Raw genomic sequence first — 25,860 nt, 5'->3', positions numbered from 1 at the left:
TCTCCGGGGCTGCGAGGTCAGGCGGTGGGCAGGGTGATGACGGCTTTGCCGCGGATGCCACCCGAGGCGAGGGCCGTGAGGGCTTCCGGTGTCTCGTGGAAGGGGTACGTTCTTCCGACGATCGGACGGATCGCGCCGTGGTCGACGAGTTCGGTAATGCGGCGTAGTTGCTCACCGCTGGCACGCATGAAAAGGAATTCGTAGCTCACGCCCGCTTTCGCGGCTTGTCTGCGTATTTTGCGGCTCAGGGCGGTGATCGCGAGACGAACGATCGGATTGACGCCGGCGGTGCGGGCGAACGTGGGGTCGGGTGGGCCGGCGATACCGATTGCCTTGCCGCCCGGCCGGAGCACGCGCAGTGATCTTTCGAGGTTGTCCCCACCCAGGCTGTCGAGGACGACGTCGTACCCGTCGAGAACGTCGGCAAAATCTTCGGTGCGGTAGTCGACGACGACGTCGGCGCCGAGCTCTCGGACGAAGTCGGCGTTGCGGCCGCTGGCAGTGGTGGCGACGCTCGCCCCGAGATGCTTGGCGAGTTGGATCGCGATCGATCCGACTCCGCCCGCACCGGCGTGGATCAGAACTTTCTGCCCGGGTTGCACATTCGCTCTGTCGACGAGTGCCTGCCAGGCGGTGAGCGCGACGAGGGGGAGTGCGGCGGCTTCGACCACGCTGATCGATGTCGGTCGTAGCGCGAGGTCGTCCTCGTGGACGGCGATGCGTTCGGCGAAGGTGCCGATTCGGCCGTCGCGGGGGCGCGCGTAGACCTCGTCGCCGACGGTGAAGTGTCGAACGCGGGCGCCGACTCCGATGACGGTGCCGGCCAGGTCGTGTCCGAGAGTCAACGGCGTCGGATAGTGGAGCAGTTGTTTGAATTCGCCGGTGCGGATCTTCTCGTCGAGCTGGTTGAGGCCGGCTGCCTGAATTTCGACGAGTACGTCGTGGTCGCCCACGATCGGTTCCGGCACGGTCGTTTCCTGCAGAGGCCGCTTGTACGCAGCGAAGGCGAAGGCTTTCACGACTGATCGCCAGTGTTGGTCGCGGAGGCGGCGGCGGTGTGTGGCTCCTCGCCGAGGAATGCGAGCACTTCCGGGACGAATTCGCGGTGGTATTGGAATATGCCGCCGTGTCCCGAGCTCGGGTAGATGGTCAGCTGCGAATTGGGAAGGCGCCGTGCGAGGTCGGCGGAGTGCTCACTGGCGACCATGAGGTCGTTGTCGCCGTTCGCGACGAACACTGGCGCGGTGATCTGTGACAGGTCGTCGGGTGCTGCTTTCCCGCCGCCCATGATTGCTTTCAGTTGCGCGAGGCGGGCCTGCATCGAAATGCGTGTGTCTCGGTCGATGGCACGTTCGGCGAGCCGGGCGAAATAGGCGTCGGCGGAGCGTTTGCCTTCGGTCGTGCGTGGGAAGAACAGGAAGTGTCGGGCATCTTTGCGGGCAAGGGCGGCTTTGAGGTAGGCGCGTCCGACGATCCTGCGCATGTGGTCGATTCCGCCGCCGCCGCGTGGGCCGGTGCCTGCCAACACCATTCGCCGAACCAGTGTCGGATTCTGCAGGGCGACCATCTGGGCTACCCCACCGCCGAGGGAGAAGCCGAGTAGGTCGACGCTGTCGTGACCGAGTGCTCGTATGAACGTGGCCGCATCACGTCCCATCTGCTCGAGGTTGGCGGGGACCTTCGAGTCGGTCGCGCCGACGCCGCGGTTGTCGAACGTGATGACGTGGTGGTGAGCGGCGATGCCGTCGATGATGCGGGGGTCCCAGTCGTCCAGAACGGCGGCGAAGTGGTGCAGGAACACCACGGGCACGCCTCCCGTGGGGCCGAGCTCGCGGTAAGCGAAGTTCACGCCGCCGGCGAGGACGGATTTGGTCGGCACCGTGGTCCAGGTGCGGGTGTCGGCCGGTGCGCCGTGGTTGGTTGCCATGTCTGTCCTCTATCCGAAGGAAGTGAGCCTGGCCTGTGAGAGCCCGATTGAATTACGCTCATACTATTATGGTCGTAAGGTTATCGGATAGACTTCGGTAGGGCAAGGACGCGGCAGCATGGAGGATCATCGACATGGCGAGATATGGCAGCGAGCACAAGGCGCAGACGCGCGCTCGGGTGGTGGAGGCGGCGGGTCGACGTCTGAAGAAGGATGGGATCGACGGGGCCGGCGTGAGTGCGTTGATGTCCGACGCCGGGCTGACCAACGGCGCGTTCTACGCGCACTTCGCGTCGAAGGACGAACTCGTCGCGGTGGTCTTGGCCGATCAGCTGACGAAGCAGCTGGATACTCTGCGGGCGCTACCCGACGACGGCCACTCGTTGCAGTCCTACATCGAGGGCTATCTGTCGGCAAGTCATCGTGACCAACGAGAGAACGGATGTCCCTCCGCTGCCCTGCTCAGCGAAATCAGCCGGTCGACACCGATTGTGCAGCAATCATTCACAGACGGTATCGAGGCGATGATCGCTGTCGTTGCAAGTCGTACCCACATCGACGACACAGCCGCGGCGCGAACGATAGCGATCGGGCTGATGTCGAGCCTGATCGGGACCCTGCAGTTGTCGCGGGCGGTGTCGGATTCTGCGCTGTCCAATGAGATTCTCGCGGCCGGGCTCGCGACCGCGTTTCGCCTCATCGAAAAATGAAGCAACCGAATGGGAAGAGACGTCAATGACAACGACGGCGCGTGACCGTACCCGAACCCGTATGCAGTGGACCTCGGGCTCATGGCGTTGGTCCCGACCATCAGCGGGGCGCAGCAGGTTCTGTTGGGTGCGGATGCAGTGCCCGGGAACATATCCGAGGTTTCTGCGTTGATCGACGGAGAACTCCGATACGCCAATGTGTTCAAGGCTGCTGTCGGTCCGATCATTCTCTCTCGATTGGGTACGGTGGAGGATTCGCCCGCGGTCACCGCTGCCTTGGGGGCAGTGTTCGCTGGGGGATTGGCGCGGCTGTTGTCGTGGAAGCAGGCCGGACGTCCGCATCCTGTTGGGATGGTTGCAATCGCGCTCGAGGTCGGCGTCGTGCCGGCAATTCTGGCCTGGCGACGACGTTTCGCAAGTCGAGGTGCCGGGTCTCGATAATGAGCTGGTTTGGTGCCGGCACGGAGTGAGTGCGTCTCGGGATTCCGTGTCAATTGGGACGGTGTTGGCCCCGTTGTGCTGGCCGTGTAGTCGCAGCGACACGTACTTGTCGTCCCACTCGCGGCGCGCATAGTACGACGACCTCTCGCCGCGGAGCGTGAACGAGGCCGCCGGGTTTAACGTAGTCCGCCTGTTACTGCATGCCTTCGCGACCGGCACCCATGTTGGAGCGGGCGATCCGGTCGGGAACCGCATCCCGCGGGATACTGACACCACGGAGATCCCACGCGCGGCGCGATGTCGTTGAGTGAGGGCGTATTGCGCCTGCACCGCTGCCCTCGCCCCGGCGCGCTTCCACCGAATGCGTAGGGTCGGCGGCGGGGGGGGTGGACGAACTCATTTCGGACCGCGGACTGCGGACTGCGGACTGCATGTGCATCGCAGCGGGCGACTTGCCGCGTCGGTGTGCGCAGCCCACCCCGATATCGCCTGAGACGCGACGGTGCCGGGGGTCTCGGTGACGCCGGTATGTGCCCGCCCACGTCGGGTGTCGATGACCTGTGACGGTGGGGTGACCTGCTCTATGCAACGGAGTTGGCGATCGCTATGCGTCCGTGCACGCTGTCCCCGGTGGCGGCGACAGCGTGCACGGGATGCACGACACCTGCCTGTATGAACGGTGCCGTGGGAGGGGTGGGTTCAGTGGACCCGGCGGAGCAGTGCGGCGAGGGCTTGGCCGCCGCCGATGCACATGGTGACGATGCCGAGTTCGAGGTCGCGTCGGACGAGATCTTTGGCGACGCGGAGGGTGAGGATGGCTCCGGTGGCGCCGACGGGGTGGCCGAGTGCGATGGCGCCGCCGTAGGGGTTGGTCTTGTCCGGGTCGAGTTTGGCGTCGCGGATGACGGCGACGGCCTGTGCGGCGAACGCTTCGTTGAGTTCGATGGTGTCGATGTCGCCGGGGGTGGTTCCGGTCTGTTCGAACAGGTTCTTCAGGGCGAGGACCGGGGCGTAGCCCATCACGTCGGGTTCGAGGGCGGAGGTGGTGACGGCCTCGAGGGTGACCAGGCCGGTCAGGCCGCGTTCGCGTGCGGTGGATTCGTGGGCCAGGACGAGGGCGGCGCCGCCGTCGTTGATGCCGGAGGAATTTCCTGCGGTGACGGTGCCACCCTTCTCGAAGGCGGCGCGCAGCGTTCCGAGTGTCTCGAGGGTGGTCTCGGGTTTGGGGTGCTCGTCGGTGGTGATGGTGGCCGGTCGGCGGCCGCCGACCTCGACGGGGGTGATTTCCTCGGCGAACGCGGCTTTCGCGGCATCGGTGGCAGCGCGCAGTTGCGATTGCAGGGCGAACTCGTCCTGTTCTTGACGGCTGACGTGGTATTTGCGGGCGACGTTCTCGGCGGTGACGCCCATGTGGATTCCGTGGAAGGGGTCGGTGAGCATTCCGACGGTACCGTCGACGAGTTGGCGGTCTCCGAGCTTGTAGCCGGCTCGGGCACCGAAGTCGTAGAACGGCATCCGGGACATGCTGTCGTTGCCGCCCGCCAACGCGAGGTCGAGCCCGCCCCAGCGCATCTGCATGGCCGCGGACCACACTGCTTGCAGACCGGAGCCGCAGAGTCGGTTGACGGTGTACGCGGGGGTGGATTTCGGCAGGCCCGCGGCGAGTGCGACCCGCCGAGCGTTGTAGGCGTCGGGGCCGACCTGACCGATGCAGCCCATCACGACCTCACCGATGGCGTCGGGAGCCACACCGGCCCGGTCGAGGGCTGCCTTCGCGGCGGTCGCGCCGAGTTCGTGGGCGGGTACGTCCTTGAGGACGCCGCCGAAGCTGCCGACGGGTGTGCGGGCGCCGTCGATGATGAGGATGCGGTCAGGGGAGGTCATGAAGGTCCGATCTGTAGTGGTTGCGTGACAAATCATTTGGGTCGTGGAGTTGGTGGCGTCGGTCGTGGCCAGCGTTGTCTGCGAGGCGACGACCGGCCGTCAGGTGTGGTTGTTCGCCAGTTGCAACACCTGTGCGCGTTCGGCGGGTGCGAGGAGGCAGGAGGGACAGTGGGTCGACAGGATGCGCATGAGGTCGTGATAGAAGCGAGTCGGATCGACGCCGAACTCGATGAAGATCTCGCCGTCGGGTGGCTCCCCGAACGGTGCCCACGTTCGTGCGAACTCGAGCACGCGCCGCTCCTGCGGCGTCAGGGGATCGGGGACCGCCGTGGCAGTGCCCAGCTGTCGCCGCGTCATCGCTGTGCCCACGAGTCGTCGGCAGACAAGTATCCGGCGCTGAACAGGGGAAACATTCGAACTTTCTCCGCCGGACGGGAGAGGTCGGCGACCGCGACCCGGACCGATTCGGGCAGGCACAGTCGGAGGGTGACCGTCGCGGCGGCGATGAGGGCGTCGAGCATCAGTGTGGGCATGGTCGGTCCTGGTTCGAAAGGGGTGTCAGGTGAATTGCGGGGTGCGTCTGGTGAGGAACGCGTCTATTCCCTCGTGCGCGGCGGGTTCGTCGACCAGAGTGGTGATCGCCGCGGCCTCATGGTCGAGCTGGGTGGTGAAGTCGTGGTCGGCGGACGTTCGGAGTAGGCGTTTCGACGTGGCCAACGCCCGGGTGGGGCCTGCCGCCAACTGCTCGATGACGGATTCGGCCTCCTGCGGCAGGGTGTCCGGGGCCACGGCCCGGCTGATCAGCCCCCAGCTCTGCGCTTCGGCAGCGGTGAAGACGCGGTTGGTCAGGGTCAGATCGAGGGCACGAGCGAGCCCGAGATCGCGGGCCAGGCGCCAGGTGCTGCCGAAGTCGGGGCTCAGTCCCGCTGCGGTGTAGGCCATCTTGAACTTCGCGGTGTCGGCGGCGATGACGATGTCCCCGGTGAGCACGATGCCGATGCCCCCACCCGCGGCGGTTCCCTGGACGATCGTGACCACCGGTACCGGCGCCGTCGTCAGCAACTCGATCGCGCGGTGCGCCGTGGAGGTCACCTGGTCCATCAGGGCACTGCGGTCCTCGGCGGTGGCGAAGCTCTCCAGGTCGCCACCGACGCAGAACATCGGTCCCTCGGCATCGAGGACCGCCACGCGCAGACCGGTGGTGCAAGCGTCGTGGACTCGTTCGGCGGCTTCGAGGAAGTCTTCCGCCATCGGAAGGTCGAAGGCATTGCCGTGCTGGGGGCGGTCCAGGGTGATGCGGGCGACCGCACCATCGGACTCGAAGGCGATGCGCTCGTGGGTGAGATGTGCCATCAGTGCGTGTCCTCCGAGGTGCGGTTTCGTTGGGCGGCGAGGTCGATGTACCACTGCAGGGCGGCGGCGTCGTCGACGGCTTGGGGGTCGATGACGGCGTCGACGGGTGCACCTTGGAACAGTCGTTTGATGGGGATTTCCAGCTTCTTCCCGGTGCGGGTGTGCGGAATCGCGGGTGCGGCGAGGATCTCGTCGGGCACGTGCCGGGGTGAGGCGTCGCGGCGGATGGTGTCGCAGATCGTGCGGGTCAGGTCGTCGTCGAGGACGGTGTCGTCGGCGAGTGTGACGAACAGCGGCATCCAGTAGGTCCCGTCGGGGTATTCGACTCCGATGACGAGTGATTCCCGGACCTCGGGGAGTTTCTCGGCGGCCTGATAGATGTCGGAACTGCCCATTCGGACACCGTTGCGGTTGAGGGTGGAGTCGGAGCGTCCGTGGACCACGACGCTGCCGTGGTCGCTGATGGTGATCCAGTCGCCGTGCCGCCACACGCCGGGGTAGGTGTCGAAATACGCGTCGCGGTACCGCTTGCCGTCGGGATCGTTCCAGAAGTGCACCGGCATCGAGGGCATCGGTTTGGTCAGGACCATCTCACCGACGTCGCCGATGAGGGCGTTGCCGTCCTCGTCCCAGGCTTCCAGTGCCGCGCCCAGCGATACGACGGGGATTTCCCCGGCCTGGACGGGCACGGTGGGGACGGCGGTGGCGAAGGCGCTGACGACGTCGGTTCCGCCGGTCATCGACGCGACCTGGACGTCGGATCCGACGTGTTCGGCGACCCAGTGGCAGGAGGCCGGGGGCAGCACGGAGCCGGTCACGCCGAGCGTCTCGAGCGTGGAGAGGTCGTGCTCGGCGGCGGGGGCGTGCTGTCCTTTTTCGCAGGCCTGCAGGTAGGCGGGGCTGGTGCCGAGGTGGGTGACGCGGTTGCGGTCGGCGAGCGCCCACAGGGTGTCGGTGGTGGGGAAGCCGGGGCTGCCGTCGTAGCAGACGATGGTTGCGCCCACCAGCAGGCCGGCGACCTGGAAGTTCCACATCATCCAGCTCGGCGAGGTGTACCAGAAGTACGTGTTACCGGGGGAGATGTCGAGGTGGAAGGACATGGACTTGAGGTGTTCGAGCACTACGCCGCCGTGTCCGTGGACGATCCCCTTGGGGCGTCCGCTGGTGCCGGAGGAGAACAGCACCCACAGCGGATGGCCGAAGGCGACGGGGGTGGTCTCGAGTGCGGTGTCACCGGCGGCGGCCTCGGCCCAGGTGGTGATCGGTGCGAGTCCGGCGGTAGCGAGTCCGATCCGGGGAATGACGATGGTGACATCGAGGGAGGGAATGTGGGATCGGATGTAGCCGATGGCCTCACGCCGATCGTGGGCTTTACCGCCGTAGTGGTAGCCGTCGGCGGCGATCAGGGCTTTTGGTTCGAGCTGGCCGAGGCGGTCCACGGCCGCCGGCGCGGAGTAGTCCTGTCCGCAGGACGCCCAGATCGCGCCGAGGCTGGCGGTGGCGAGGAACGCAACGACGGCTTCGGCGATGTTGGGTAGGTATCCGACGACGCGATCACCGTGCCCTACTCCGGTCCGGCGCAGGGTGTCGGCGACGGCACCAACCTGCCGCTCGAGTTCCGCCCAGGACAGGGTGCGGCGACCGGCACCGCCGGGTTCGCTTTCGTCGATGACGGCGACGGCATCAGGGTGGCGGTGCCGGAAGATCTGATCGACGTAGTTGAGGGTGGCTCCCGGGAACCATTGGGCGCCGGGCATGGTCTCGTCGACGAGCACCTGGTCGTAGGGGGAGTCGGCAGCGATGTCGAAGTATGCCCACAGCGCGCCCCAGAATGCCGTGATGTCGGTCGCCGACCACCGCTGGAGTGCGGTGTAGTCGTCGAAGTGCAGACCCCGATTGGTCTTCAACCAGCGGCGGAAGACCTCCACGTTCGCGTTCTCGGTGCGCTCGCGGGTGGGGTACCAGGTCTGCGGCGACCCGTCGGTCCTCTCGCAGGCGCGGCGACCGACGGATACGGCCTGCCGTGCGGCGCTGCCGAGCAGGGTGGCGTCGTTGCTCAGCATGGTGAAGTCGTAGCCGGCGTCGACGGTGGCGCGCACCGCCTCCTCGGTGGCTGCCCCGGCGTTGCCGACCGGCACTCCCGCGGCCTGGACCGCGGCGATGGCCTTGGCGATCAATTCGACGATCGGGGCATCGGTTTCGGCTTGCCCTTCGCTGACGGCGAGGTCGGCTGCACCGATGAGGACGGCGTCGACCCCGTCGACGGCGGCGATGTCACCCGCGACGAGTGCTGCTGCCCCGCTTTCGATCTGAGCGATGCACAGAACTTCCTCGTTACCGAACCGGAGGTACTCGTCCCGGTCGAGGGCGCCCCACTGTCCGGCGCGGCTGGTGTTGCCGACTCCGCGGGTTCCCTGTGGTGGGAACCGCATGGCTCGGACGGCGCTGCGTGCCTCGTCGGCGGAGTCGATGTGCGGGAACATCAGTCCGTCCGCGCCGCTGTCGAGCACCCGTTGGATGAGTCCGGTGTCGGTGGCGGGTATCCGGACGATCGGGGACAGGCCGGAGGTTTTGGCGATCCCGATGAGCGCGTACACCGTTCCGATGTCGAGGGGGCTGTGTTCGAGATCGATCACAATGAAATCGAATCCGGCGCCGGCGACGAGTTCGACGCTTTCGAGGGCGGGAAGCTTGATCCAGGTGCCGAGCGGGAGATGGTTGTCTCGTTCGAGGGCTGCACGGAAACCGCAGGTGGTGTGGGTCGTGATCATCGGGTCGGGTAGTCCTTTGCGTTGAGAACCCAACCAGCATCGGAGAAGTCCTGGCGAGGTGGGGAGAAGATGTCGATCAGCTGTTGGGCGGGGCCCACCCCTTGGCTGGTGTGCACGGTGGGCGGGGGAATGATCGCCACCGAGGGGGAACCGACCGGGGTGTGTTCGTCGGGTTTCCACTCGGTCGAGTCCGGTCCCCACGGGTAGCGGATGTGGTGGACGTAGTCACCGGTGACGGCGAGCGACATCTGCTCGAAGTCGTCGTGGTGGTGGGGCGAGAGCTTGGCCGGTGGCCGGGGTGCGGATTCCTCGGCGAGGAAGTTCACCATGATGTTGGTGGTGCGGAAGATCCGTCCGAACCTGCCCTCGGCGATGGGCGTTTGGGCGAGCGGGTAGACCCGCAGCCGGAAGCCGTCGACGGGGTCGGGCCACGGCTGCCAGGGAGCGACCTGCGGGTCCCGTTCGGTGTAGGCGGCGGCGTTCTGGGCGGTGGCCGCGACGTCGTTCTGCGTGGTGATCAACCGGATGACCGGCCCGTCGGTCAGCGCTTCGATGGTGCTCGCACCGGGCGGAATCACCACCAGGGCGTCGTCGGTGACCTCGGCACTGTCGTGGCCGGCGGCGACCCGAATCTGGGCGCTGCCGGAGTAGAGCAGGGCGACGTACTCGTCGTCCTGCTCGCGCGGAAATTCGTCGCCGGCGACGGCGTCGGTCCACAGAACGGCCAGGTTCTGACTGCGAAAGACCCAGGTCTTGGAGCCTTTCATGGTGATCTCGTCCGGGTCGGACTGCCGAAACTCGAGGTACTGCGCCGCTCGGATACCGGTAGCCGGCGGGCCCTGCGATTGCGGCTTGCCGCCCGCGAGCTTCGACCGCACGTCATCTGCCGCGTACATCTCTTACCTCCATTGTCGGTGCCGCGAAACCACTGAGGGCTCGCTGCGATCCGAGTTCGGATCGCTTCTTTACAGCCCTACCAAAGTGTGTATACGATTCGTGTGTTGAGTATAGGTGATCGTGCTCACAACGTGTCAACGAACTTCCGAGGAGTAACAAATGGCAATCAACCGGATCGACCACGCGGCCGTGCGGGTCAAGGACCTGGGTCAGGCGCTGGAGTGGTACGAGGGTGTCCTCGGGCTGACCGTGTTGGACCGCAACGCCGATCGTGCGTTGCTGGCGTGTTCGGGCACCGCCGCTGACCTCACGCTCATCGACGGCGGGCAGAGCATCGACAGCTTCGCGTTCGGTGTCGACCATGCCGATGACCTGGACGAAATCATCTCGCGGCTGGACAAGAACGGGGTGGCGCACAAGCGGTACAAGGAAGCCGACCGGCCCGGCCACAGCGACATCCTCGGATTCGACCTGCCCAGCGGTCATCGGATGGAATTCGTGGTCGGTGACGGCGACCGGCGGGCCGGGGTGACGAGCTTCCAGTCGGACGGCTCGTTCATTCCCACCGACATCGACCACATCAACCTTCTCGGAGACGGGGATCCGCAGGAGTTCTCCGAGTTCATGAAGATGGTCCTGGGCTTCAAGCAGTCCCTCGCACTGACCATCGCCGGCAAGTGGGCGGCCTCCTGGCTGCGCGCGTCCAAGCTCGACCACGACCTGGCCTACATGCAGGCGCAGCGTCCCTCGGACCGCCTGCACCACGTCGCGTTCGCCGTCCAGGACGGCAACCACTACTTCCGCCTGAGCGACCGGCTCACCGAGACGGGCAACCGGTGGGAGTTCGGGCCGGGCAGGCACATGGGCGGCATCCCGCGCGACACCCAGGGCTTCGGCACCAACAACTTCGCCTACGCCTTCGACCCGACCGGAAACCGCAACGAATTCAGCTGCGGCATGAACGAATTCGAGGACGACGACCCGGGCTACATCGGCGAGACCAGCCCCGAGAAGTTCCCCGAGATCATGAACGGGTGGGCGTACAACATGCCCGAGTCGTTCATGACGATCGGTTCGTAGCCCCGTCCCATCCCCTTCCCTCAGGAGAAGTGCATGTCTTCGGACCCCCCGCACGGCCCGGCGGCCGCCGAGTCGAATCGTCATACCGAGATCGCGCAGGCGGTGTACCGCAGTTGGTGGAACGTCGACCGGGCCGCCGGGATCGGTAGCGAATTGCTGTACACCGAAGACGGGGTGTGTGTGATGCCGGCGTTGACGATGACCGGCCGGGACGAGATCGTACGAGGGTACGCGGCACGCCAGGCCCACGGGCCGCGCCTGTCGCGTCACCTCGTGTCCAATCTCGTCACCGACCACCACGACGACGCTTTGGTCACCGCCACGTACGCCCTGACCCTCTTCGCCCGGAACGGGATTGCGCCCCTGGAGTTGGGTTCGCCGTCGGCGATCTGCGACGTCGTCGACGACTTCGTCAGGACGGGCGGCGACTGGCTGATCCGCCGCCGCGTCCTGGAAGCGGTCTTCGTCGCGCAGGACAATGACTCGGTCCTTCTCGGCAGGAAGTGAATGAACGTGGCCTGCGACCACACGTGCACCCCACCCGTCGTCCTCGTTCACGGGTGGGGCAGCACCTACGAGCGAACCTGGGGTGGCTCCGACCTCGAACGAACCCTCGAACAGGACGGCCGCCGGATCATTCGCGTGGACCTGCTCGGGCACGGGGCCTCCCGTGCCCCGCACGAGAGCGGCGAGTACGCGCACATGGCCGACGAGCTCGCCGAACATCTGCCCGACGACACACCGGTGGACGGGGTCGGGTTCTCGCTCGGCGGCAAACTCCTGCTCCAGCTCGCCGCCGAGCAGCCCCAGCGGTTCCGTCGACTGGTCATCGCCGGCGTCGGGGACAATCTGCTGCGCCCGGAAAACGGTGCAGCAGTGGCGCAGGCACTGCACGCGGGAATCACCGACGACACCCCGGCCGCACTGCGTCCCGTGCTCGCCGAGGCGCTCGCATCCGGCAACGACCCACAGGCCCTCGCGGCCGCCATCCAGCGCCCCCCGTCCTTGCTCACCGCAGACCAACTCCATGCGATCGGTGCCGAGGTCCTGCTGGCGGTCGGCGACCGCGACGTCATCGCCGGCGCGGCGGATCAGGTCAGCGCGGCGATCCCGCAGCTGACCGGCCTCGTTCTCGACGGAGTCGATCACGTCTCAACACCCCACTCGCCACGATTACAGGCGCAGGCGGCGCAGTTCCTGCAACACCGGCGCCCCGCGCCGCCCGAGGTGCCCACCGCTATGCGGGCGCGCCCCGGATAGCACACACAGCCCGCAGGCCGGGCCACTGTCGGGTGGCCGGGCCTCCGGCATCGACAATCGACCTGCCGGGACAGCCCGGTAGGAACACGGCAGCGCACGACGGTTCGTGTGATCCGGAGGGATAGGATCCTGCTAATGGAAGACATTGATGGGGCCACGCGGGACGGCTCCGGCTCCGGCCCGAGATCCGTCGTGGACCAGGTCGCCGCGCATATCCTGAACATGATCCTCGCCAACGAGCTCAAGCCTGGACAACCGGTGGCCATCCAGGAACTCAGTGCGATCCTCGACGTCAGTAATGTCCCGATCCGCGAAGCCCTGCGCCGCCTCGAGGGCCGCGGGCTGGTGCAGTTCCGGCGAGGCCGGCGACCGCAGATCGCCCCCATCAACACCGACGACTTCGACGACGTCTACCGGCTGCGCGGCCTGCTGGAAGGGCAGATCGCCGAACGTTCGGCGGAGCTCATGACTCCGGATCGGCTCAGACTGCTCGACGAGACCCTCGGCGAGCTCGAACGCATCATCACCCGGGGCAACGCCTTCGACGTCTACTCCGTGCACGCCAGATTCCACCTGCTGATGCTCCCCAGTGCCACCGACTGGGACCGCCGACTGCTCGACCAACTGTGGGTGGCATCCGAGCGCTACATCCAGCTGTACGTCGGGGCGCACCCGGACCCGGAGGTGGCGGACAGGATCATTGCCTCCCACCGGGTCCTGGTCGACGCAGCCCGCGGCGGCGATGCCAACACCGTCCGCGACGCCGTCGTCGAGCACGTCGTCTACAGCCACAAGATGATCGCCCCCATCGTGCATGCGGCCAGCGGTCGCGCCCGCCCGGTCCCCGCCCAGGCCGCGCCCGGCGTCTGACCCCGCCCGGGAGTCAGACGCCGCAGCACTTCGTGGGCGCACGGTGGGCAGGAACATCGCCCGGCTCGCTACGGTTGTCCTGCCGTGACTGCCACGCCATCGCGCGCGGGCCCGGACCCGTTGGTACGGGTCTCCCGGTGCGAGCTGTTGTGCAGATTGGCCGCGGTCAACGTGTTGCGCAGCAACGTCGCGATGGTCATCGGGCCCACCCCACCGGGGACCGGGGTGATGTGACCGGCGATACCGGCCACGGCATCGAAGTCGACATCGCCGCACAGGCCGCCCTCGGTGCGGTGGATTCCGACGTCGATCACCGTCGCGCCCGGTTTGATGTGCTCGGCACCGATGAGTTTCGGTACCCCGGCCGCCGCGACGACGATGTCGGCGTCGCGCGTATGACTGGCCAGATCCCGTGTATGCCGGTGGCAGACGGTGACCGTCGCATCGCGGGCCAGCAGCAGCTGGGCCTGCGGACGCCCCACCAGATCGGAGCGTCCCACCACGACCGCGTGCGCTCCCTCGAGGTGGATGCCGGCGGAGTCGAGCAGCTGGATCACCCCCGACGGGGTGCACGGGCGCAGACCGGGCCTGCCCAGCGCCAGACGTCCGGCGTTGGTCTCGGTGAGCCCGTCGACATCTTTGTCCGGATCGATCCGTTCGATCAGCGACGGGGCATCGAGATGTTTGGGCAACGGTAGCTGCAGAAGAATGCCGTCCACTTCGGGATCGAGGTTGAGTTCGTCGATGACGTCCTCGACCTCTGCCTGCGACACCTGCGCGGGCAGGAGCCGGTGCCGGTCCCGCATCCCGGCCTCCACGCAGAGCTTGCGCTTGTTCGACACGTAGATCGCCGACGCCGGGTCCTCGCCGACGAGGATTGTCGCGAGCCCGGGACGGCGGTCGAGCGCGGCGACCTCTTGGGCGACTCGGTGCCGCAACGTCTGGGCGACGGCCTTGCCGTCGATGATGGTGGCGCTCATCAGGCGAACACCACCGTGGTGTTGTCCTGACGCAGGACGCGGTCCTCGCAGTGCCACAGCACGGCTCGATGCAGCACCGAACGTTCGACGTCGGCGCCACGCCGTTCGAGGGTCGCCACGTCGTCCCGGTGGCTGACCCGGACCACGTCCTGCTCGATGATCGGGCCCTCGTCGAGGTCCTCGGTGACGTAGTGCGCGGTCGCGCCCACGAGCTTGACCCCCCGATCCTTGGCTTTCTGGTACGGGCCGGCGCCGATGAAGGCGGGCAGGAAGGAATGATGGATATTGATGATCGGGCACCCGACCTTCTCGAGGAAGTCGTTGGTGATGATCTGCATGTAGCGGGCGAGCACGACCAGATCGAAGTTGCCGCGCAGCAACTCGAGCTGCTTGGCCTCGGCCTCGGCCTTGGTATCGCGGGTCACCGGAATGTGCACGAAGGGCACACCGAAGGAACGGACCTCCGCCGCGAGATCGGCGTGGTTGGAGATGACCAGGCCGATCTGGACGGGCAGCTCGCCGCGGCGGGCGCGCCAGAGCAGATCCAACAGACAGTGGTCGTACTTCGAGACCATCACCGCGACCCGTTTCGGTGCCGAGGCACTGGTTATCGACCAGTCCGTGACGTCGAACTGATCGGTGATCGAGGCCTCGAACGTCGCCTCCATCTCCTCGAGGTGTGCCTGGAGGTCACGTTTGTGGAACACCATCCGCAGGAAGAAGTGCCCACCTTCCGGGTCGCTCGTCGACTGATCGGACTCGATGATGTTCGCGTCGTGGTCGGCGAGGAACCGAGAGATCGCGGCGACGATGCCGGGCTGATCGGCGCAGTGCAGGATCAGACGCCCCAGATCGGTCAGCTCGCCCCCGCCGGACTTGCCCTGAGCTCCAGCGGCGCGCGGTGGAGCGAAGTCCACGGTTGTGGGTGCCAACGTCGACGGTGTGGCAGTCATGATGCCCTCCTGAGCGGGATGAAAGCGGGGGTCGTGAGGTCCGAGGCGATGGGGACCGCAGATGGGGTCCGACTCGAGACAGCACTCAGCGTATGGGCGGGGCAGGGTCGATTTCGCCCGGTGATTCCCATGGGATTTGTGCCCCACCGGGGTGGGAATACCCCCGAGCCCTGCCGTGTCCGGCCTCTCGGTCACTAACGTTCACCGCAGATATCCGGTCCGCTCGGTGCAGGGGGCAAGCGCTTCGCTGACGCCGCCCGCCAGGAGATGGGGGACGGGCCGGCAGGAAGGCAGCAATGCACCACATCATGACCGAACACTCTCACCCGCCGCGCCCGACCGAACGCGACCACATCACCGATGCGGTACCCCGATCCGGGGTCCGATCGTCGCGGCTGCCCGCGCCGGCGCGATGCCTGGTGATGGGCATCGTCAACGTCACTCCGGATTCGTTCTCCGACGGGGGGCTGTGCGCCGCCGCCGATTCCGCGATCACCCGAGGGCTGGCGTTGGTGGCCGAGGGAGCGGACATCGTCGACGTCGGCGGCGAGTCCACCCGGCCGCAGGCACAGCGGGTTCCGGTCGCAGAGGAGCTGCGGCGGGTGCTTCCGGTCGTCCGGGCGCTGAGCGCGGCCGGTGTCCTGGTCAGTGTGGACACCATGCGCGCGGAGGTCGCGGCCGCCGCGGTCGCGGCCGGGGCATCGATGGTCAACGACGTCAGCGGCGCACTGGCCGACCCGGCGATGGCCGCGACCGTCGCGGACCTGGGTGTGCCGTTCATCGCCATGCACTGGCGCGGACACAGCACCACGATGGCCGAGCGCGCCGTCTACGACGATGTCGTCACCGATGTCGTCACCGAACTCGCGGACCGCCTCGACGCCCTGATCGGTGCCGGGATCCGCGAGGACCACATCGTTCTCGACCCAGGACTCGGATTCGCCAAGACCGGCGCCCACAACTGGGCGCTGCTCGCCCACCTCGACCGGATCCGTGAGCTGGGCCGGCCGGTACTGGTCGGCGCCTCCCGCAAGTCCTTCCTCGGGGCACTGATGACCGACGTCGAAGACACCATCCCCCCGCCCGCCGACCGCGACGACCTCACCTGCGCGGTCTCCACCCTCGCGGCCGCAGCCGGCGCCTACTGCGTGCGAGTCCATAACGTGAAATCCACCCGTCGGGCTGTGGCTGTGGCGGCGGCGTGGCAGGGCGCGAGCTGATGATCGGCTGGCCCCATCCCGCCGGTGATGGAACCGAAGTGGTTGCGTCGATGAGGAATTCGGGTGTCCGACCGTGCGCCTGCAACGTCTAGGGCCCGGTGGCCGGCCCGCGGAGGTGCTCCGGGCGCTGCACGCCCGGGCCCGGCAGGTGCTGCTGCCGGGCCCGGCGGCGCTGGTCGGCCAGTGGTTCGGCGCGGCCGCGGTGATCGCCCCGCACCTGCACACCCAGCCGGTCGCACCCCGGGCCGCGTTCTCCTCCGGGCACCCGGACCGTCCGCCTGCTCCCGGTGACCCGCTGATCGGCGGCGGATGGATCGGGTACCTGGGATATCCGGACGGTGCGGGCCGGCTGCCCGCGGCCGCCGGCGGCTGGACCGACTCGGTGCTGCGCCTCGACACCGACGGGTGCTGGTGGTACGAAAGCCTCACCGACACCCCCTGCCCACCGGATGTGGCCGCCGCCGCCCTCGATCCACGGTCCGAACCCCGGGCGTGGTCGATGCGGTGGACACCGCCGGACCGCGCAGCCCACCACCACAACGTCGAGGCCTGCAAGGACGCGATCCGCGCCGGCGAGGTGTATCAGAGCTGCATCTGCACCCAGTTCACCGGGCAGATCACCGGCCGGCCCGCGGACTTCTTCGCCGACGGCATCGACCGGACCCACCCCACCCGGGCGGCCTACCTGCAGGGTGACTGGGGGGCGGTCGCCTCCCTGTCCCCGGAGCTCTATTTGGCCCGCCACGGCACCACCGTCACCTCCAGCCCCATCAAGGGGACCCTGCCGCTCACCGCCGATCCCGCCGCCCTGCGGGTCTCGGCCAAGGACGTCGCCGAGAACGTGATGATCGTCGATCTGGTCCGCAACGACCTCGGCCGGCTCGCGGTCACCGGCACTGTCACCGTCACCGACCTGCTGCGCGTGCGCCCCGCCCCCGGGGTGTGGCATCTGGTGTCCACCGTGCAGGCGCAGATACCGACCGCCACGACCTCGGCCGAGTTGTTCGAGGCGAGTTTCCCGCCCGCATCGGTGACCGGATGCCCGAAAACACGGGCCCGGCAACTGATCTCCGGGTGGGAACCGCAACCTCGGGGGGTGTACTGCGGCACCGTCGGGATGAGCAGCCCGCTGGCCGGCCTCGAACTCAACGTCGCCATCCGCACGGTCGAGTTCACCCCCACCGGCGGCGCCGTCCTCGGTGTCGGCGGCGGCATCACCATCGACTCCGACCCCGCCGCGGAATGGCAGGAATGCCTCGACAAGGCCCGCAGCATCATCGAACTCACCCCCACCCCGGCCCCCGCACTCACCCCGCGGCCCTGACCCCCCAAACCCCACCACCGCAGACCTCGTGCAGGAAACACACCCGCACGGCCCTTCCACCTGCCCAAACACGGCAGGGGCCCCTCCCCCCGGGGGGTGGTCAGGGGACCCCATGGGATCAAAACCCCCGGGGGTTCGGAGGGCCGAAACGGGGTGTGGTGCGGCATACGCTGACGAAGGCCGCCCGATGTGGTCGCGGTCACAATCTTCAGGAGGAAACTCAAATGACGGACCCAGCACCCTTCCGCGCCTTCACGGGAATCGCGCCCGTCGGATATTTTCCGGTCATGGGGCCGCCCGAACACTCGGGATGGATGGACGAGCAGCTGTCGTGGCACACCGATTGCTATGTCGGTGACTGGTCTTTCGTCCCGCAGATCCGCTTCAAGGGACCCGACGCGCTCAAGCTCTTCCGTGACCTGTCGGTCAACGATTTCGTCAACTTTCCGGTCGGTAAGGCCAAGCACGTCATCCAGTGCAACGACGACGGCAAGGTCATCTCCGAGGGCATCTTGCTCCGGCACGCCGAGGACGACTTCGAATATCAGGTCGGCACCCCGCAGTGGTCGCTGTACAACGCCCGCAAGGGCGGCTACGACGTCGAGGTCTCGTTCCCGCTCACGCACAAGTTCCAGGTCTCCGGGCCCAAGGCCCTGGCAGTGATCGAAAAGCTCACCGAGACCGGGCTTCGTGATGTGAAGTTCATGAACACTCGTCAGGGTGTCATCAACGACATCGACGTGACATTCCTTCGTCAGGGCATGGCCGGTGAGATCGGCTTCGAGATTCAGGGGCCCATCGAGAACCACGGAAAGGTCCTCGAGGCCATCCTCGAGGCCGGCAAGGACTTCGGCATCCGCCGGCTCGGTACCCGCACCTTCATGATCAACCACCTCGAGGCCTGTTACCCGACCGGGGCAATGCACTTCTTCAATGCCCTCTCCGACGAGAGCAAGGCCGACTACCACAAGTTCATGGACGAGAACCTCCCGCCGGAATGGGTGGAGTCACCGTTCAACGGTCCACTGCGCCATAACTTCTCGACCTCCTTCGACGGCAGCTGGGACGGTGACGACCTCAAGGAGCTCTACCGTAGCCCGATCGAAATGGGCTGGGGCCGCAACATTGCGTTCGATCACGATTTCCCGGGCCGCGAAGCACTCGAGAAGGAAGCCGCCCACCCGCGCCGCCAGGTCGTCACCCTCGAATTCAACAGCGAGGACGTCAAGCGTATCCACGCCTCGCTCTACGCCGACGGTCCTGTCTACCAGCAGTTCGACCTCCCCGAGGTGCAGCTGGTGTGCAATTGGGTCGACTGGATCCTCAAGGACGGCAAGAAGATCGGCCACGCGACGCACCCCGGCTACAGCCGGTGGTTCAGGAAGACCCTCGCGCTGAGTTTCATCGATACCGAGTACGCCGAACCCGGCACCGAGGTCACCGTGTTGTGGGGCAAGCCCGGCACGCCGCAGACCGAAATTCGGGCCACGGTCGCACCGGCCCCCTACAAGCAGGACAGCCGGCGCCGCGACCTGTCCCAGGAGGAACCGGCACTGGCCGTGTGAGACCGCAGCATGTCCTCGTGGCTGCGAGGCAGCGGACCGGGTCGGTCTGCTCGAGCATCCGCAGGTGATCGTGCCACCCGAGCTCGACTGTCATAGGTATCTGTGACCGGCGCACAATGCGCCCCCGGGACCGCGCAGGTGGGGTCTGGATCAATCGGAGGATCCCACCTGCGTGAGCGCCCCACTCTCGCCCGCAACGCAGCCAGCTTCTGTGTGCGGGCATCTGAAGGCCGGCCGCCGCCGAATCGCCTCTCGGCGCGCCTCGGTGTGGCCGACCACCCGGTGAGGCGATGACCTCGCCCCAGCCCGAACTGGAGACCTTTGTGAAAATGCGACGCTCATCTGCCGTGTGGGGGGTGATCGGCCTCGTGCTGATTGCACTGGCCGCACTCACCCGCTTCGTCGTCACCCCGTACATGGCCCAGTTGCCGTCGGACACCGATGTCACCGTCACCTACACCGGCACCGCGACACTGCTCAACGCGGATGCCCTGCAGACCGGCGACGTCGCGAACGCCATCGCCAAGGATGTGCCGGTCACGATCGACCGACGGGTCCACGTCCTCGACACCAGTGGCAGCACCGCCGTCGTCGCCGACGAGGCGACCATCCAGGCAGGTCCGGCCGTTCTGCCCAGCACCCACACCTACGCCGTCGACCGCACCAGCCTCGAGGCCGTCAGCGGCCCCGACGGCGCACCTGCGGTGGAGCAGGCATCCGGGCTGACCGTCGCCTTCCCCGTCCGCCCGGCACCGGAGGACCGCTACACCTATTGGGACCCGCAGTCGCGTACCAGCGCACCGATCACCTATACCGGCCAGGACACCCGGCAAGGCCGCGACGTACGCGTCTACACGACCACCGTGTCCGGAAATCTGAAGGACGACGCAACCCTGGCCACCCTGCCACCAGCGCTGCCGAAGAACCTGCTGGCCAGTCTCGCACCGGCATTGCCCGCCGACGTGATGGCAGCCGTCGGACCCCTCGTCCCGACCTTGCCCGATCCGGTGCCGCTGGCATACACCGCCGACACCACCCTGACCTTCTATGTCGACAACACCAGCGGCGTCGTCCTCGACGCCCGGTTGCAGCAACAGGTCACCGCGGGAGTCCCGGCGAACGGCAGCGTCACCGACGTCACCCCGGTGCTCGCCGTGGACGCCACCGTCACACCCGAGAGCCAACAAGCAGCCGCCGACACGGCCGCGAGCATCAGCACCGCACTGACCGTGCTCGGTACCGTGGCCCCGATCGTGCTGCTCCTGCTCGGGGTGATCGCACTCGCAGTGGCGTTCGTGCGCCGGCACCCGCCGACGCAGCAGGCCACCCCCACCCGTGAAACGCACACCGGAGAAGAGTCTGTCGCGATCGATCGATAGACGGACAACAATGTTGTATACACAAGGTGAGACAACCGACCTGCCCGGTGTCTTGGAAGACGCCGCGCGGGAGGTCCAACCCGAGCAGGGAGCCGCATCGTTCGCGGAGAAGGTGGATATGCCAACCCCCGAGCAGTCGACCGACAACCCTGCCCCGCTCCTCGAACGCGGCAGAGAGGTCGAGGCGATCACCCGCGCAGTCCGCAGCGGAACGCGCGGTGACGGCCAGATGCTGCTCATCGAAGGACCCAGCGGAATCGGCAAATCACGGTTGCTGGCCGCAGCGCAGGCAATCGGTGAGGACTTCGGCGCAGAAGTGTTGACCACCTGTGGGGGCGAGCTCGAGCAGGAATTCCCGCTCGGGCTCGCCCTGCGCCTGCTGGAAACCCGGATCGCCCGGGCTTCGCAGGTAGAACTCGAAGCGGTATTCCGCGGACACGCGGCCCTGGTGGAGCCGATGCTCCGACGACCCTTGCATGAGACCGCCACCGCCCTCACCGACGAGTTCGTGCTGCTGCACAGCCTCTACTGGCTCATCGCCAATCTCGCCGAGGAGCGGCCCCTCGTCCTGATCGCCGACGACCTGCAGTGGGGTGACGAGCTGTCGTTGCGATTCCTGCTCTACCTCGCCCAGCGACTCGGAGACCTTCCGGTCATCATCGTCGGTGCGGTTCGCACCGGAGATCCGGCCGCCGAGAACGAACTCGTCGCTCGCATCGCCCTGCAGGCTTCGCACACCCTGCAACCTGCGGAACTGAGCCGCGACGCGGTCAAGGAGTTGCTGCACACACTGCTACCCGACGCCGACGACAACGACGCTCTGATCGACGAAAGTTGGACCGCGACCCGCGGGAACCCCTTCCTGCTTCGCGAACTGGCCACAGCGATGGACTCCCGCTCGGCTGTCGGGGCCGCCAACCCCTACGGCGCCGTCCCGGACACCGCACCCGAATCCGTCACCCGCAGTGTCATGCTCCGCATCGCCCGACTCGGCGACGACGCGCTCGCCCTGGCACGCGCCGTTGCGGTCCTGGGTACCTCGACATCGCTGGTGACGGCGGCGGAGCTGAGTGGGCTCGACTTCGCCGCTGCCACCGTCGCCGCCGAACGGCTCGCCACCGCACAGATCTTCGCCGGCGCGGCGAACCTGTCGTTCTACCACCCCATGATTCGTGCCGCGGTCTACCGCAAATTTCCCTCCAACGACCGCGCCCGCTGCCACCTCGAAGCCGCGAAACTGCTCCGGGCGGCCGAGGCGGACATGGACGGAGTTGCAGTGCACCTGATGCGAGGAGCGCCCACCGACTCCGAGTGGGCACGAACAGCCCTGCACTCGGCGGCGAAAAGCGCCGCACGCAAGGGCGCCCCGAGCGCCGCGGCCGGATACCTCCGTCGGGCCTTGACGATGCAGCACGAGGATCCGCGCCAGCACGCGAACCTGCTCATCGATCTCGGCATCATGGAAGCCGCTGCCGGGGAGACCAACTCCCTGGTCCACCTCGAGTCCGCACTCGAACTGATCGACGAACCCGACGAGCAGGCCCGAGCGATGTACGCACTCGGCCAGACCCTGTTCCGATACGGGCGCCCCGCGGAGGCCCTGACCGTCTTCCGCAAGGGAGCCGACACCTTCACCCACACCGACCGCGACCTCGCGCTGCGATTCGAGGCCGGCTACATGGCGTCTGCGGCGTACCTGGTCGACCGTCCCCACGAGGCCCACCAACGGGTCAGCGCACTGGCCACGACGTTCCCGGCACAATCCGACCTCACCTCAGCCGAGCGACTCCTGATCCTGCACCTGGCAGTCTTCCGTGCCATGTCCGAACCCCGCTCCGCCGACCACGCGGAACTGGTTCTCCAGGCACTCGGCGACAGCGTGAAGCTCTGGCGCGAAACCTCCGACGGCATGACCATCAGCCACGCCATCCTCGCCCTGACCTGGTGCGGCCGAGCCCACGACGCCGCCGAAGTCGCCGACAGCGTCCTCACCGACGCCCGGATGCGGGGTGACTCGCTGATCTTCGCCGAAATCTCGCTCGCCCGTTCCATGGCGATGTACTCCCTCGGCCGTGTCAGCGAGGCAATGGTCGACGCTCAGGCCGCGATCATCGGAATGAAACGCGGATGGAACTCGACCGTCCCCGCCCCACAGGGAATTCTGGCCTACTGCCTGATCGACCGCGGCGAACTCGAACAGGCAGCCGAAGTCCTCCACGACGCCGAGGCGCAACTGCGCAGCCGGGAAACACGCACGCTGAACGTCTGGTTCTACATGGCGCGTGGCCGGTTGCGCCTGCTGCAGAGCGACTTCCACGGCGCATCCGATGACTTCCTACGCGTCGGGAAGCTCCTCGAGAACAACCGCTTCCACAACCCCGGCTACATGCTCGCCCCCTGGCGCTCACTCGCCGGCCGCGCCCTGCACGCGGCCGGGAAAACCGAAGCGGCCATCGAGCTGATCGACCGCGACATCGAGCTCGCACGCCAGTTCGGCCTCTGCTCCACCCTGGGCTCGGCCCTGCGTGAGCGAGCATTGGTGGCCTCACCCAACCCCGAGATCGCCCTACTCGAAGAGTCGGTCACCGTCCTCGAATCCGCCGAAAGCTCGCCGCTCGAGCTCGCCCGCACCCTCATCGAACTGGGATCCGCGCAACGCCGGATCGGGAAGAAAGTTCGGTCTCGCGAGACCTTGCGCGAGGCACTTGATCTCGCCCACCGCTCCGGGGCGACGGCAGTCGAACGACAGGCCCATCAGGAACTGCTCGTCAGTGGCGCACGACCCCGCCGACAGGTCATCCACGGTCTCAATGCCCTCACGCCCAGCGAGCAACGTATCGCCGCACTGTTCGCGGACGGATTGACCACTCGGAGCATCGCCGAAACGCTCTACCTGACGATGAGCACCGTCGAATGGCACCGGCGCAACATCTACCGGAAACTCGACATCGACTCGCGGGACGCGCTGCGTGCGGCGATCGACAGCGACGGTGAGCATCCCACCGGTACACCGGTCTGAACAACACCCCCGAACGCATCGATCGCAGGGACGTATCCGCGCCCCTGCGCGCGGCGCCCCATGATGAGGAACCTCCGAGTGCTCCTACTGGCCACCCACGCCGTCATCGCCCTCGCTGGCCTGCTCGCGCCCAACCGGTCCGCGGCATTCATCCGGCACCTCGCCCGACAAATCGCGCTCGCCCGAATTCAGCGACGCTGGATCGCAATGAGCGGAACCGACGTCTTCGCCAACTCACACTGCCCAGAGTCAACGCACGCGCACGCGAGCGACCACCCCTAACCAAGAAGTGCCGTCGCCGAACAGTCGAAAGGACAACGCCGTGGACAGCTTCGATGCCGCCATCCTCGAATTCGCCCGCCGGTGGTCGCTGTTCGGTGGGCCACGATCCGAAGACGTACTCGTCGAATTCGGCATGACGACCGACCGATACGATGAACACCTCACCCGGATCCACGACGAGGGCCCGCGCGATCTTCCCGCCGACGAACGAGCGGAACACCGCGACCAACAGTCGAACAACCCACCCGAACAACGCCGACGACCACGACACCGCAAGAACCCAACCAGTCCTGGATAGTAGTTCGTCCCGCAGATCTCGAAGGAATACCATGCCCGCACCGAAGCACGACATCAACGAATCCGACGTGGTCGTCACGCACGAGAAGTCCTATGCGGCAGGTGTTCCTGCGGTGTTGGTGTCGTTGCGCCGCGGACTGGAGCAGATGGGTCCGGTGCGCACGGCCCGGACGTTGATGAAGTTGAACCAGCGGGAGGGGTTCGACTGTCCGGGGTGTGCGTGGCCGGAGACTCCGGGGCACCGCAAGCATGCGGAGTTCTGTGAGAACGGGGCGAAGGCGGTGGCGGAGGAGGCGACCACCCGCAAGGTCGGGCCGGAGTTCTTCGCGGCGCATTCGGTGTCGGATCTGCTGGGTCGGACCGAGTTCTGGTTGGGGCAGCAGGGCCGGTTGACGCATCCGATGGTGTTGTTGCCGGGGGCCTCGCATTACGAGCCGATCGGCTGGGACGCGGCGTTCGCGATGATCGCCGGCGAGTTGCGGGCGTTGGCGTCGCCGCACGAGGCGGTGTTCTACACGTCCGGGCGCACCAGCAATGAGGCGGCGTTCGTGTATCAGTTGATGATTAGGGCGTTCGGGACGAACAACCTGCCGGACTGCTCGAACATGTGCCACGAATCGTCGGGTAGTGCGTTGGTGGAGACGATCGGGATCGGGAAGGGGTCGGTGTCGGTTCCCGACCTCGAGAACGCGGACCTGATTTTGATCGCCGGGCAGAACCCGGGCACCAACCACCCGCGGATGCTCTCGACCCTGGAGAAGGCGAAGGCCAACGGGGCGAAGGTGATCGCGATCAACCCGTTGCCGGAGGCCGGACTGTTGCGGTTCAAGGATCCGCAGAAGGTGCACGGGGTGGTCGGGGACGGTGTGCAGATCGCGGACGAGTACCTGCAGATCCGGATCGGCGGCGACCAGGCCCTGTTCCAGGGGTTGGCGAAACTGGTCCTCGACGCGGAGGACGCCGCCCCCGGCACAATCCTCGACCACGACTTCCTGCGCGAGCAGTGCGCCGGGTGGGACGACTACGCCGCCCACATCCGCAACACCGTCGACCTGGACACCGTCATCGCCGCCACCGGCCTGACCCTCGAACAGATCCGGGCCACCGCGGACGCGCTGATCGCGTCGGAGAAGACCATCATCTGCTGGGCCATGGGCCTGACGCAGCAGACCCATGGGGTCGCCACCATCCAGGACGCGGTCGCCCTGCTGCTGATGCGCGGCATGATCGGCAAACCCGGGGCGGGGGTGTGCCCGGTGCGCGGGCACTCCAACGTCCAGGGTGACCGGACGATGGGGATCTGGGAGAAGATGCCCGAAGCGTTCCTGGCGGCGTTGGATGCGGAGTTCGGTATCCGGTCCCCGCGCACGCACGGCCTCGATGCCGTCGATTCGATCCGGGCGATGCGGGACGGGACGGCGTCGGTGTTCGTCGGGATGGGCGGCAACTTCGTCTCCGCGACCCCGGACACCGAGACCACCGAGGCGGCGCTGCGCCGGTGTGCGTTGACGGTGCAGGTGTCGACGAAACTGAACCGCTCCCACCTGGTGACCGGGCGGGCCGCGCTGATCCTGCCCTCGCTCGGGCGCACCGACAAGGACGTCCAAAACGGTCGCAAGCAGCAGGTGACGGTCGAGGATTCGATGTC

At 67.1% G+C, this 25,860-nt stretch carries 23 protein-coding genes and 1 pseudogene; 13 read left to right on the top strand and 11 right to left on the bottom strand.

What is annotated here, in order from left to right; translation table 11 throughout:
- Positions 1 to 17: 17 nt before the first annotated feature.
- On the bottom strand, positions 18 to 1,019 hold the full coding sequence (locus AC1DWT_RS23815; RefSeq protein WP_477922465.1) for an NADP-dependent oxidoreductase: 1,002 nt from the start codon (positions 1,017 to 1,019) through the stop codon (positions 18 to 20).
- Positions 1,016 to 1,927 (bottom strand): alpha/beta fold hydrolase, encoded by a 912-nt coding sequence (locus AC1DWT_RS23810; protein ID WP_477922463.1) that lies wholly within the window; start codon positions 1,925 to 1,927, stop codon positions 1,016 to 1,018. Before AC1DWT_RS23810 ends, AC1DWT_RS23815 begins: the two co-directional genes overlap by 4 nt.
- Before the next feature lie 134 nt (positions 1,928 to 2,061).
- On the opposite strand from AC1DWT_RS23810, the gene AC1DWT_RS23805 reads away from it, so the two are divergent.
- Together AC1DWT_RS23805 and AC1DWT_RS23800 are read left to right on the top strand one after the other, a co-directional pair.
- Positions 2,062 to 2,637: a TetR/AcrR family transcriptional regulator gene (locus AC1DWT_RS23805; RefSeq protein WP_477922462.1), complete on the top strand. Its 576-nt coding sequence runs from the start codon at positions 2,062 to 2,064 to the stop codon at positions 2,635 to 2,637.
- An 81-nt stretch (positions 2,638 to 2,718) separates the two neighbouring features.
- The gene (locus AC1DWT_RS23800) at positions 2,719 to 3,078 is read left to right on the top strand and encodes a DUF4345 family protein (RefSeq protein ID WP_477922460.1); all 360 of its coding nucleotides are present in this window, start codon (positions 2,719 to 2,721) and stop codon (positions 3,076 to 3,078) included.
- A 699-nt stretch (positions 3,079 to 3,777) separates the two neighbouring features.
- Here the strand turns inward: AC1DWT_RS23800 and AC1DWT_RS23795 are convergent.
- From AC1DWT_RS23795 to AC1DWT_RS23765, 7 genes and pseudogenes are all read right to left on the bottom strand, one after another.
- The gene (locus tag AC1DWT_RS23795; protein WP_477922459.1) at positions 3,778 to 4,962 is read right to left on the bottom strand and encodes a thiolase family protein; all 1,185 of its coding nucleotides are present in this window, start codon (positions 4,960 to 4,962) and stop codon (positions 3,778 to 3,780) included.
- Positions 4,963 to 5,061: 99 nt separating this feature from the next.
- The gene (locus tag AC1DWT_RS23790; RefSeq protein WP_477922458.1) at positions 5,062 to 5,253 is read right to left on the bottom strand and encodes a hypothetical protein; all 192 of its coding nucleotides are present in this window, start codon (positions 5,251 to 5,253) and stop codon (positions 5,062 to 5,064) included.
- Between the two features lie 62 nt (positions 5,254 to 5,315).
- Positions 5,316 to 5,495 (bottom strand): hypothetical protein, encoded by a 180-nt coding sequence (locus tag AC1DWT_RS23785; RefSeq protein ID WP_477922457.1) that lies wholly within the window; start codon positions 5,493 to 5,495, stop codon positions 5,316 to 5,318.
- A gap of 25 nt (positions 5,496 to 5,520) precedes the next feature.
- On the bottom strand, positions 5,521 to 6,315 hold the full coding sequence (locus AC1DWT_RS23780; protein WP_477922456.1) for an enoyl-CoA hydratase/isomerase family protein: 795 nt from the start codon (positions 6,313 to 6,315) through the stop codon (positions 5,521 to 5,523).
- Positions 6,315 to 8,357: an acetoacetate--CoA ligase gene (locus tag AC1DWT_RS23775; RefSeq protein WP_477922495.1), complete on the bottom strand. Its 2,043-nt coding sequence runs from the start codon at positions 8,355 to 8,357 to the stop codon at positions 6,315 to 6,317. Before AC1DWT_RS23775 ends, AC1DWT_RS23780 begins: the two co-directional genes overlap by 1 nt.
- An 18-nt stretch (positions 8,358 to 8,375) precedes the next feature.
- Positions 8,376 to 9,086: pseudogene (locus AC1DWT_RS23770) on the bottom strand (HpcH/HpaI aldolase family protein); the annotation flags it as partial.
- Positions 9,083 to 9,982: a cupin domain-containing protein gene (locus AC1DWT_RS23765; protein WP_477922454.1), complete on the bottom strand. Its 900-nt coding sequence runs from the start codon at positions 9,980 to 9,982 to the stop codon at positions 9,083 to 9,085. The gene AC1DWT_RS23765 and the pseudogene AC1DWT_RS23770, both read right to left, overlap by 4 nt.
- Before the next feature lie 160 nt (positions 9,983 to 10,142).
- Here AC1DWT_RS23765 and AC1DWT_RS23760 point away from each other — a divergent pair, with 160 nt between their 5' ends.
- From AC1DWT_RS23760 to AC1DWT_RS23745, 4 genes are all read left to right on the top strand, one after another.
- Entirely contained in the window at positions 10,143 to 11,063 is a 921-nt protein-coding gene (locus AC1DWT_RS23760) for a VOC family protein (protein WP_477922452.1), read from the top strand.
- A gap of 33 nt (positions 11,064 to 11,096) precedes the next feature.
- Positions 11,097 to 11,570 carry a nuclear transport factor 2 family protein gene (locus AC1DWT_RS23755; protein ID WP_477922450.1) on the top strand — a complete coding sequence of 158 codons (474 nt, stop codon included), beginning with the start codon at positions 11,097 to 11,099 and terminating at the stop codon, positions 11,568 to 11,570.
- The gene (locus AC1DWT_RS23750; RefSeq protein WP_477922448.1) at positions 11,571 to 12,323 is read left to right on the top strand and encodes an alpha/beta fold hydrolase; all 753 of its coding nucleotides are present in this window, start codon (positions 11,571 to 11,573) and stop codon (positions 12,321 to 12,323) included.
- 135 nt (positions 12,324 to 12,458) lie between these two features.
- The gene (locus AC1DWT_RS23745) at positions 12,459 to 13,193 is read left to right on the top strand and encodes a GntR family transcriptional regulator (RefSeq protein WP_477922446.1); all 735 of its coding nucleotides are present in this window, start codon (positions 12,459 to 12,461) and stop codon (positions 13,191 to 13,193) included.
- Between the two features lie 68 nt (positions 13,194 to 13,261).
- Here the strand turns inward: AC1DWT_RS23745 and folD are convergent, their stop codons facing one another.
- Both folD and purU read right to left on the bottom strand, forming a co-directional pair.
- Positions 13,262 to 14,173, bottom strand: coding sequence for a bifunctional methylenetetrahydrofolate dehydrogenase/methenyltetrahydrofolate cyclohydrolase FolD (gene folD / locus AC1DWT_RS23740; RefSeq protein ID WP_477922444.1), 912 nt, complete (start codon positions 14,171 to 14,173; stop codon positions 13,262 to 13,264).
- Positions 14,173 to 15,126 carry a formyltetrahydrofolate deformylase gene (purU, locus tag AC1DWT_RS23735; RefSeq protein ID WP_477922442.1) on the bottom strand — a complete coding sequence of 318 codons (954 nt, stop codon included), beginning with the start codon at positions 15,124 to 15,126 and terminating at the stop codon, positions 14,173 to 14,175. The genes folD and purU overlap by 1 nt, the downstream gene beginning before the upstream one ends.
- A gap of 422 nt (positions 15,127 to 15,548) precedes the next feature.
- On the opposite strand from purU, the gene folP reads away from it, so the two are divergent.
- From folP to AC1DWT_RS23700, 7 genes are all read left to right on the top strand, one after another.
- Positions 15,549 to 16,346, top strand: coding sequence for a dihydropteroate synthase (gene folP, locus AC1DWT_RS23730; RefSeq protein WP_477922494.1), 798 nt, complete (start codon positions 15,549 to 15,551; stop codon positions 16,344 to 16,346).
- A 73-nt stretch (positions 16,347 to 16,419) separates the two neighbouring features.
- Positions 16,420 to 17,670 (top strand): aminodeoxychorismate synthase component I, encoded by a 1,251-nt coding sequence (locus tag AC1DWT_RS23725; RefSeq protein WP_477922439.1) that lies wholly within the window; start codon positions 16,420 to 16,422, stop codon positions 17,668 to 17,670.
- Between the two features lie 224 nt (positions 17,671 to 17,894).
- The gene (locus AC1DWT_RS23720; RefSeq protein ID WP_477922437.1) at positions 17,895 to 19,235 is read left to right on the top strand and encodes a glycine cleavage T C-terminal barrel domain-containing protein; all 1,341 of its coding nucleotides are present in this window, start codon (positions 17,895 to 17,897) and stop codon (positions 19,233 to 19,235) included.
- A gap of 329 nt (positions 19,236 to 19,564) precedes the next feature.
- Positions 19,565 to 20,614, top strand: coding sequence for a porin PorA family protein (locus AC1DWT_RS23715; protein ID WP_477922435.1), 1,050 nt, complete (start codon positions 19,565 to 19,567; stop codon positions 20,612 to 20,614).
- A 10-nt stretch (positions 20,615 to 20,624) separates the two neighbouring features.
- Positions 20,625 to 23,633 (top strand): helix-turn-helix transcriptional regulator, encoded by a 3,009-nt coding sequence (locus AC1DWT_RS23710; protein WP_477922433.1) that lies wholly within the window; start codon positions 20,625 to 20,627, stop codon positions 23,631 to 23,633.
- A gap of 322 nt (positions 23,634 to 23,955) precedes the next feature.
- Positions 23,956 to 24,213 carry a DUF3263 domain-containing protein gene (locus AC1DWT_RS23705; protein ID WP_477922431.1) on the top strand — a complete coding sequence of 86 codons (258 nt, stop codon included), beginning with the start codon at positions 23,956 to 23,958 and terminating at the stop codon, positions 24,211 to 24,213.
- Between the two features lie 31 nt (positions 24,214 to 24,244).
- The coding region (locus AC1DWT_RS23700) for an FdhF/YdeP family oxidoreductase (protein WP_477922429.1) at positions 24,245 to 25,860 on the top strand (1,616 nt) is incomplete at its 3' end.

Source organism: Rhodococcus sp. P4_B6 (genome assembly GCF_056402215.1).
Note: the sequence above shows the minus strand (reverse complement) of the source record. Positions and strands in the feature narration are given on the sequence as shown.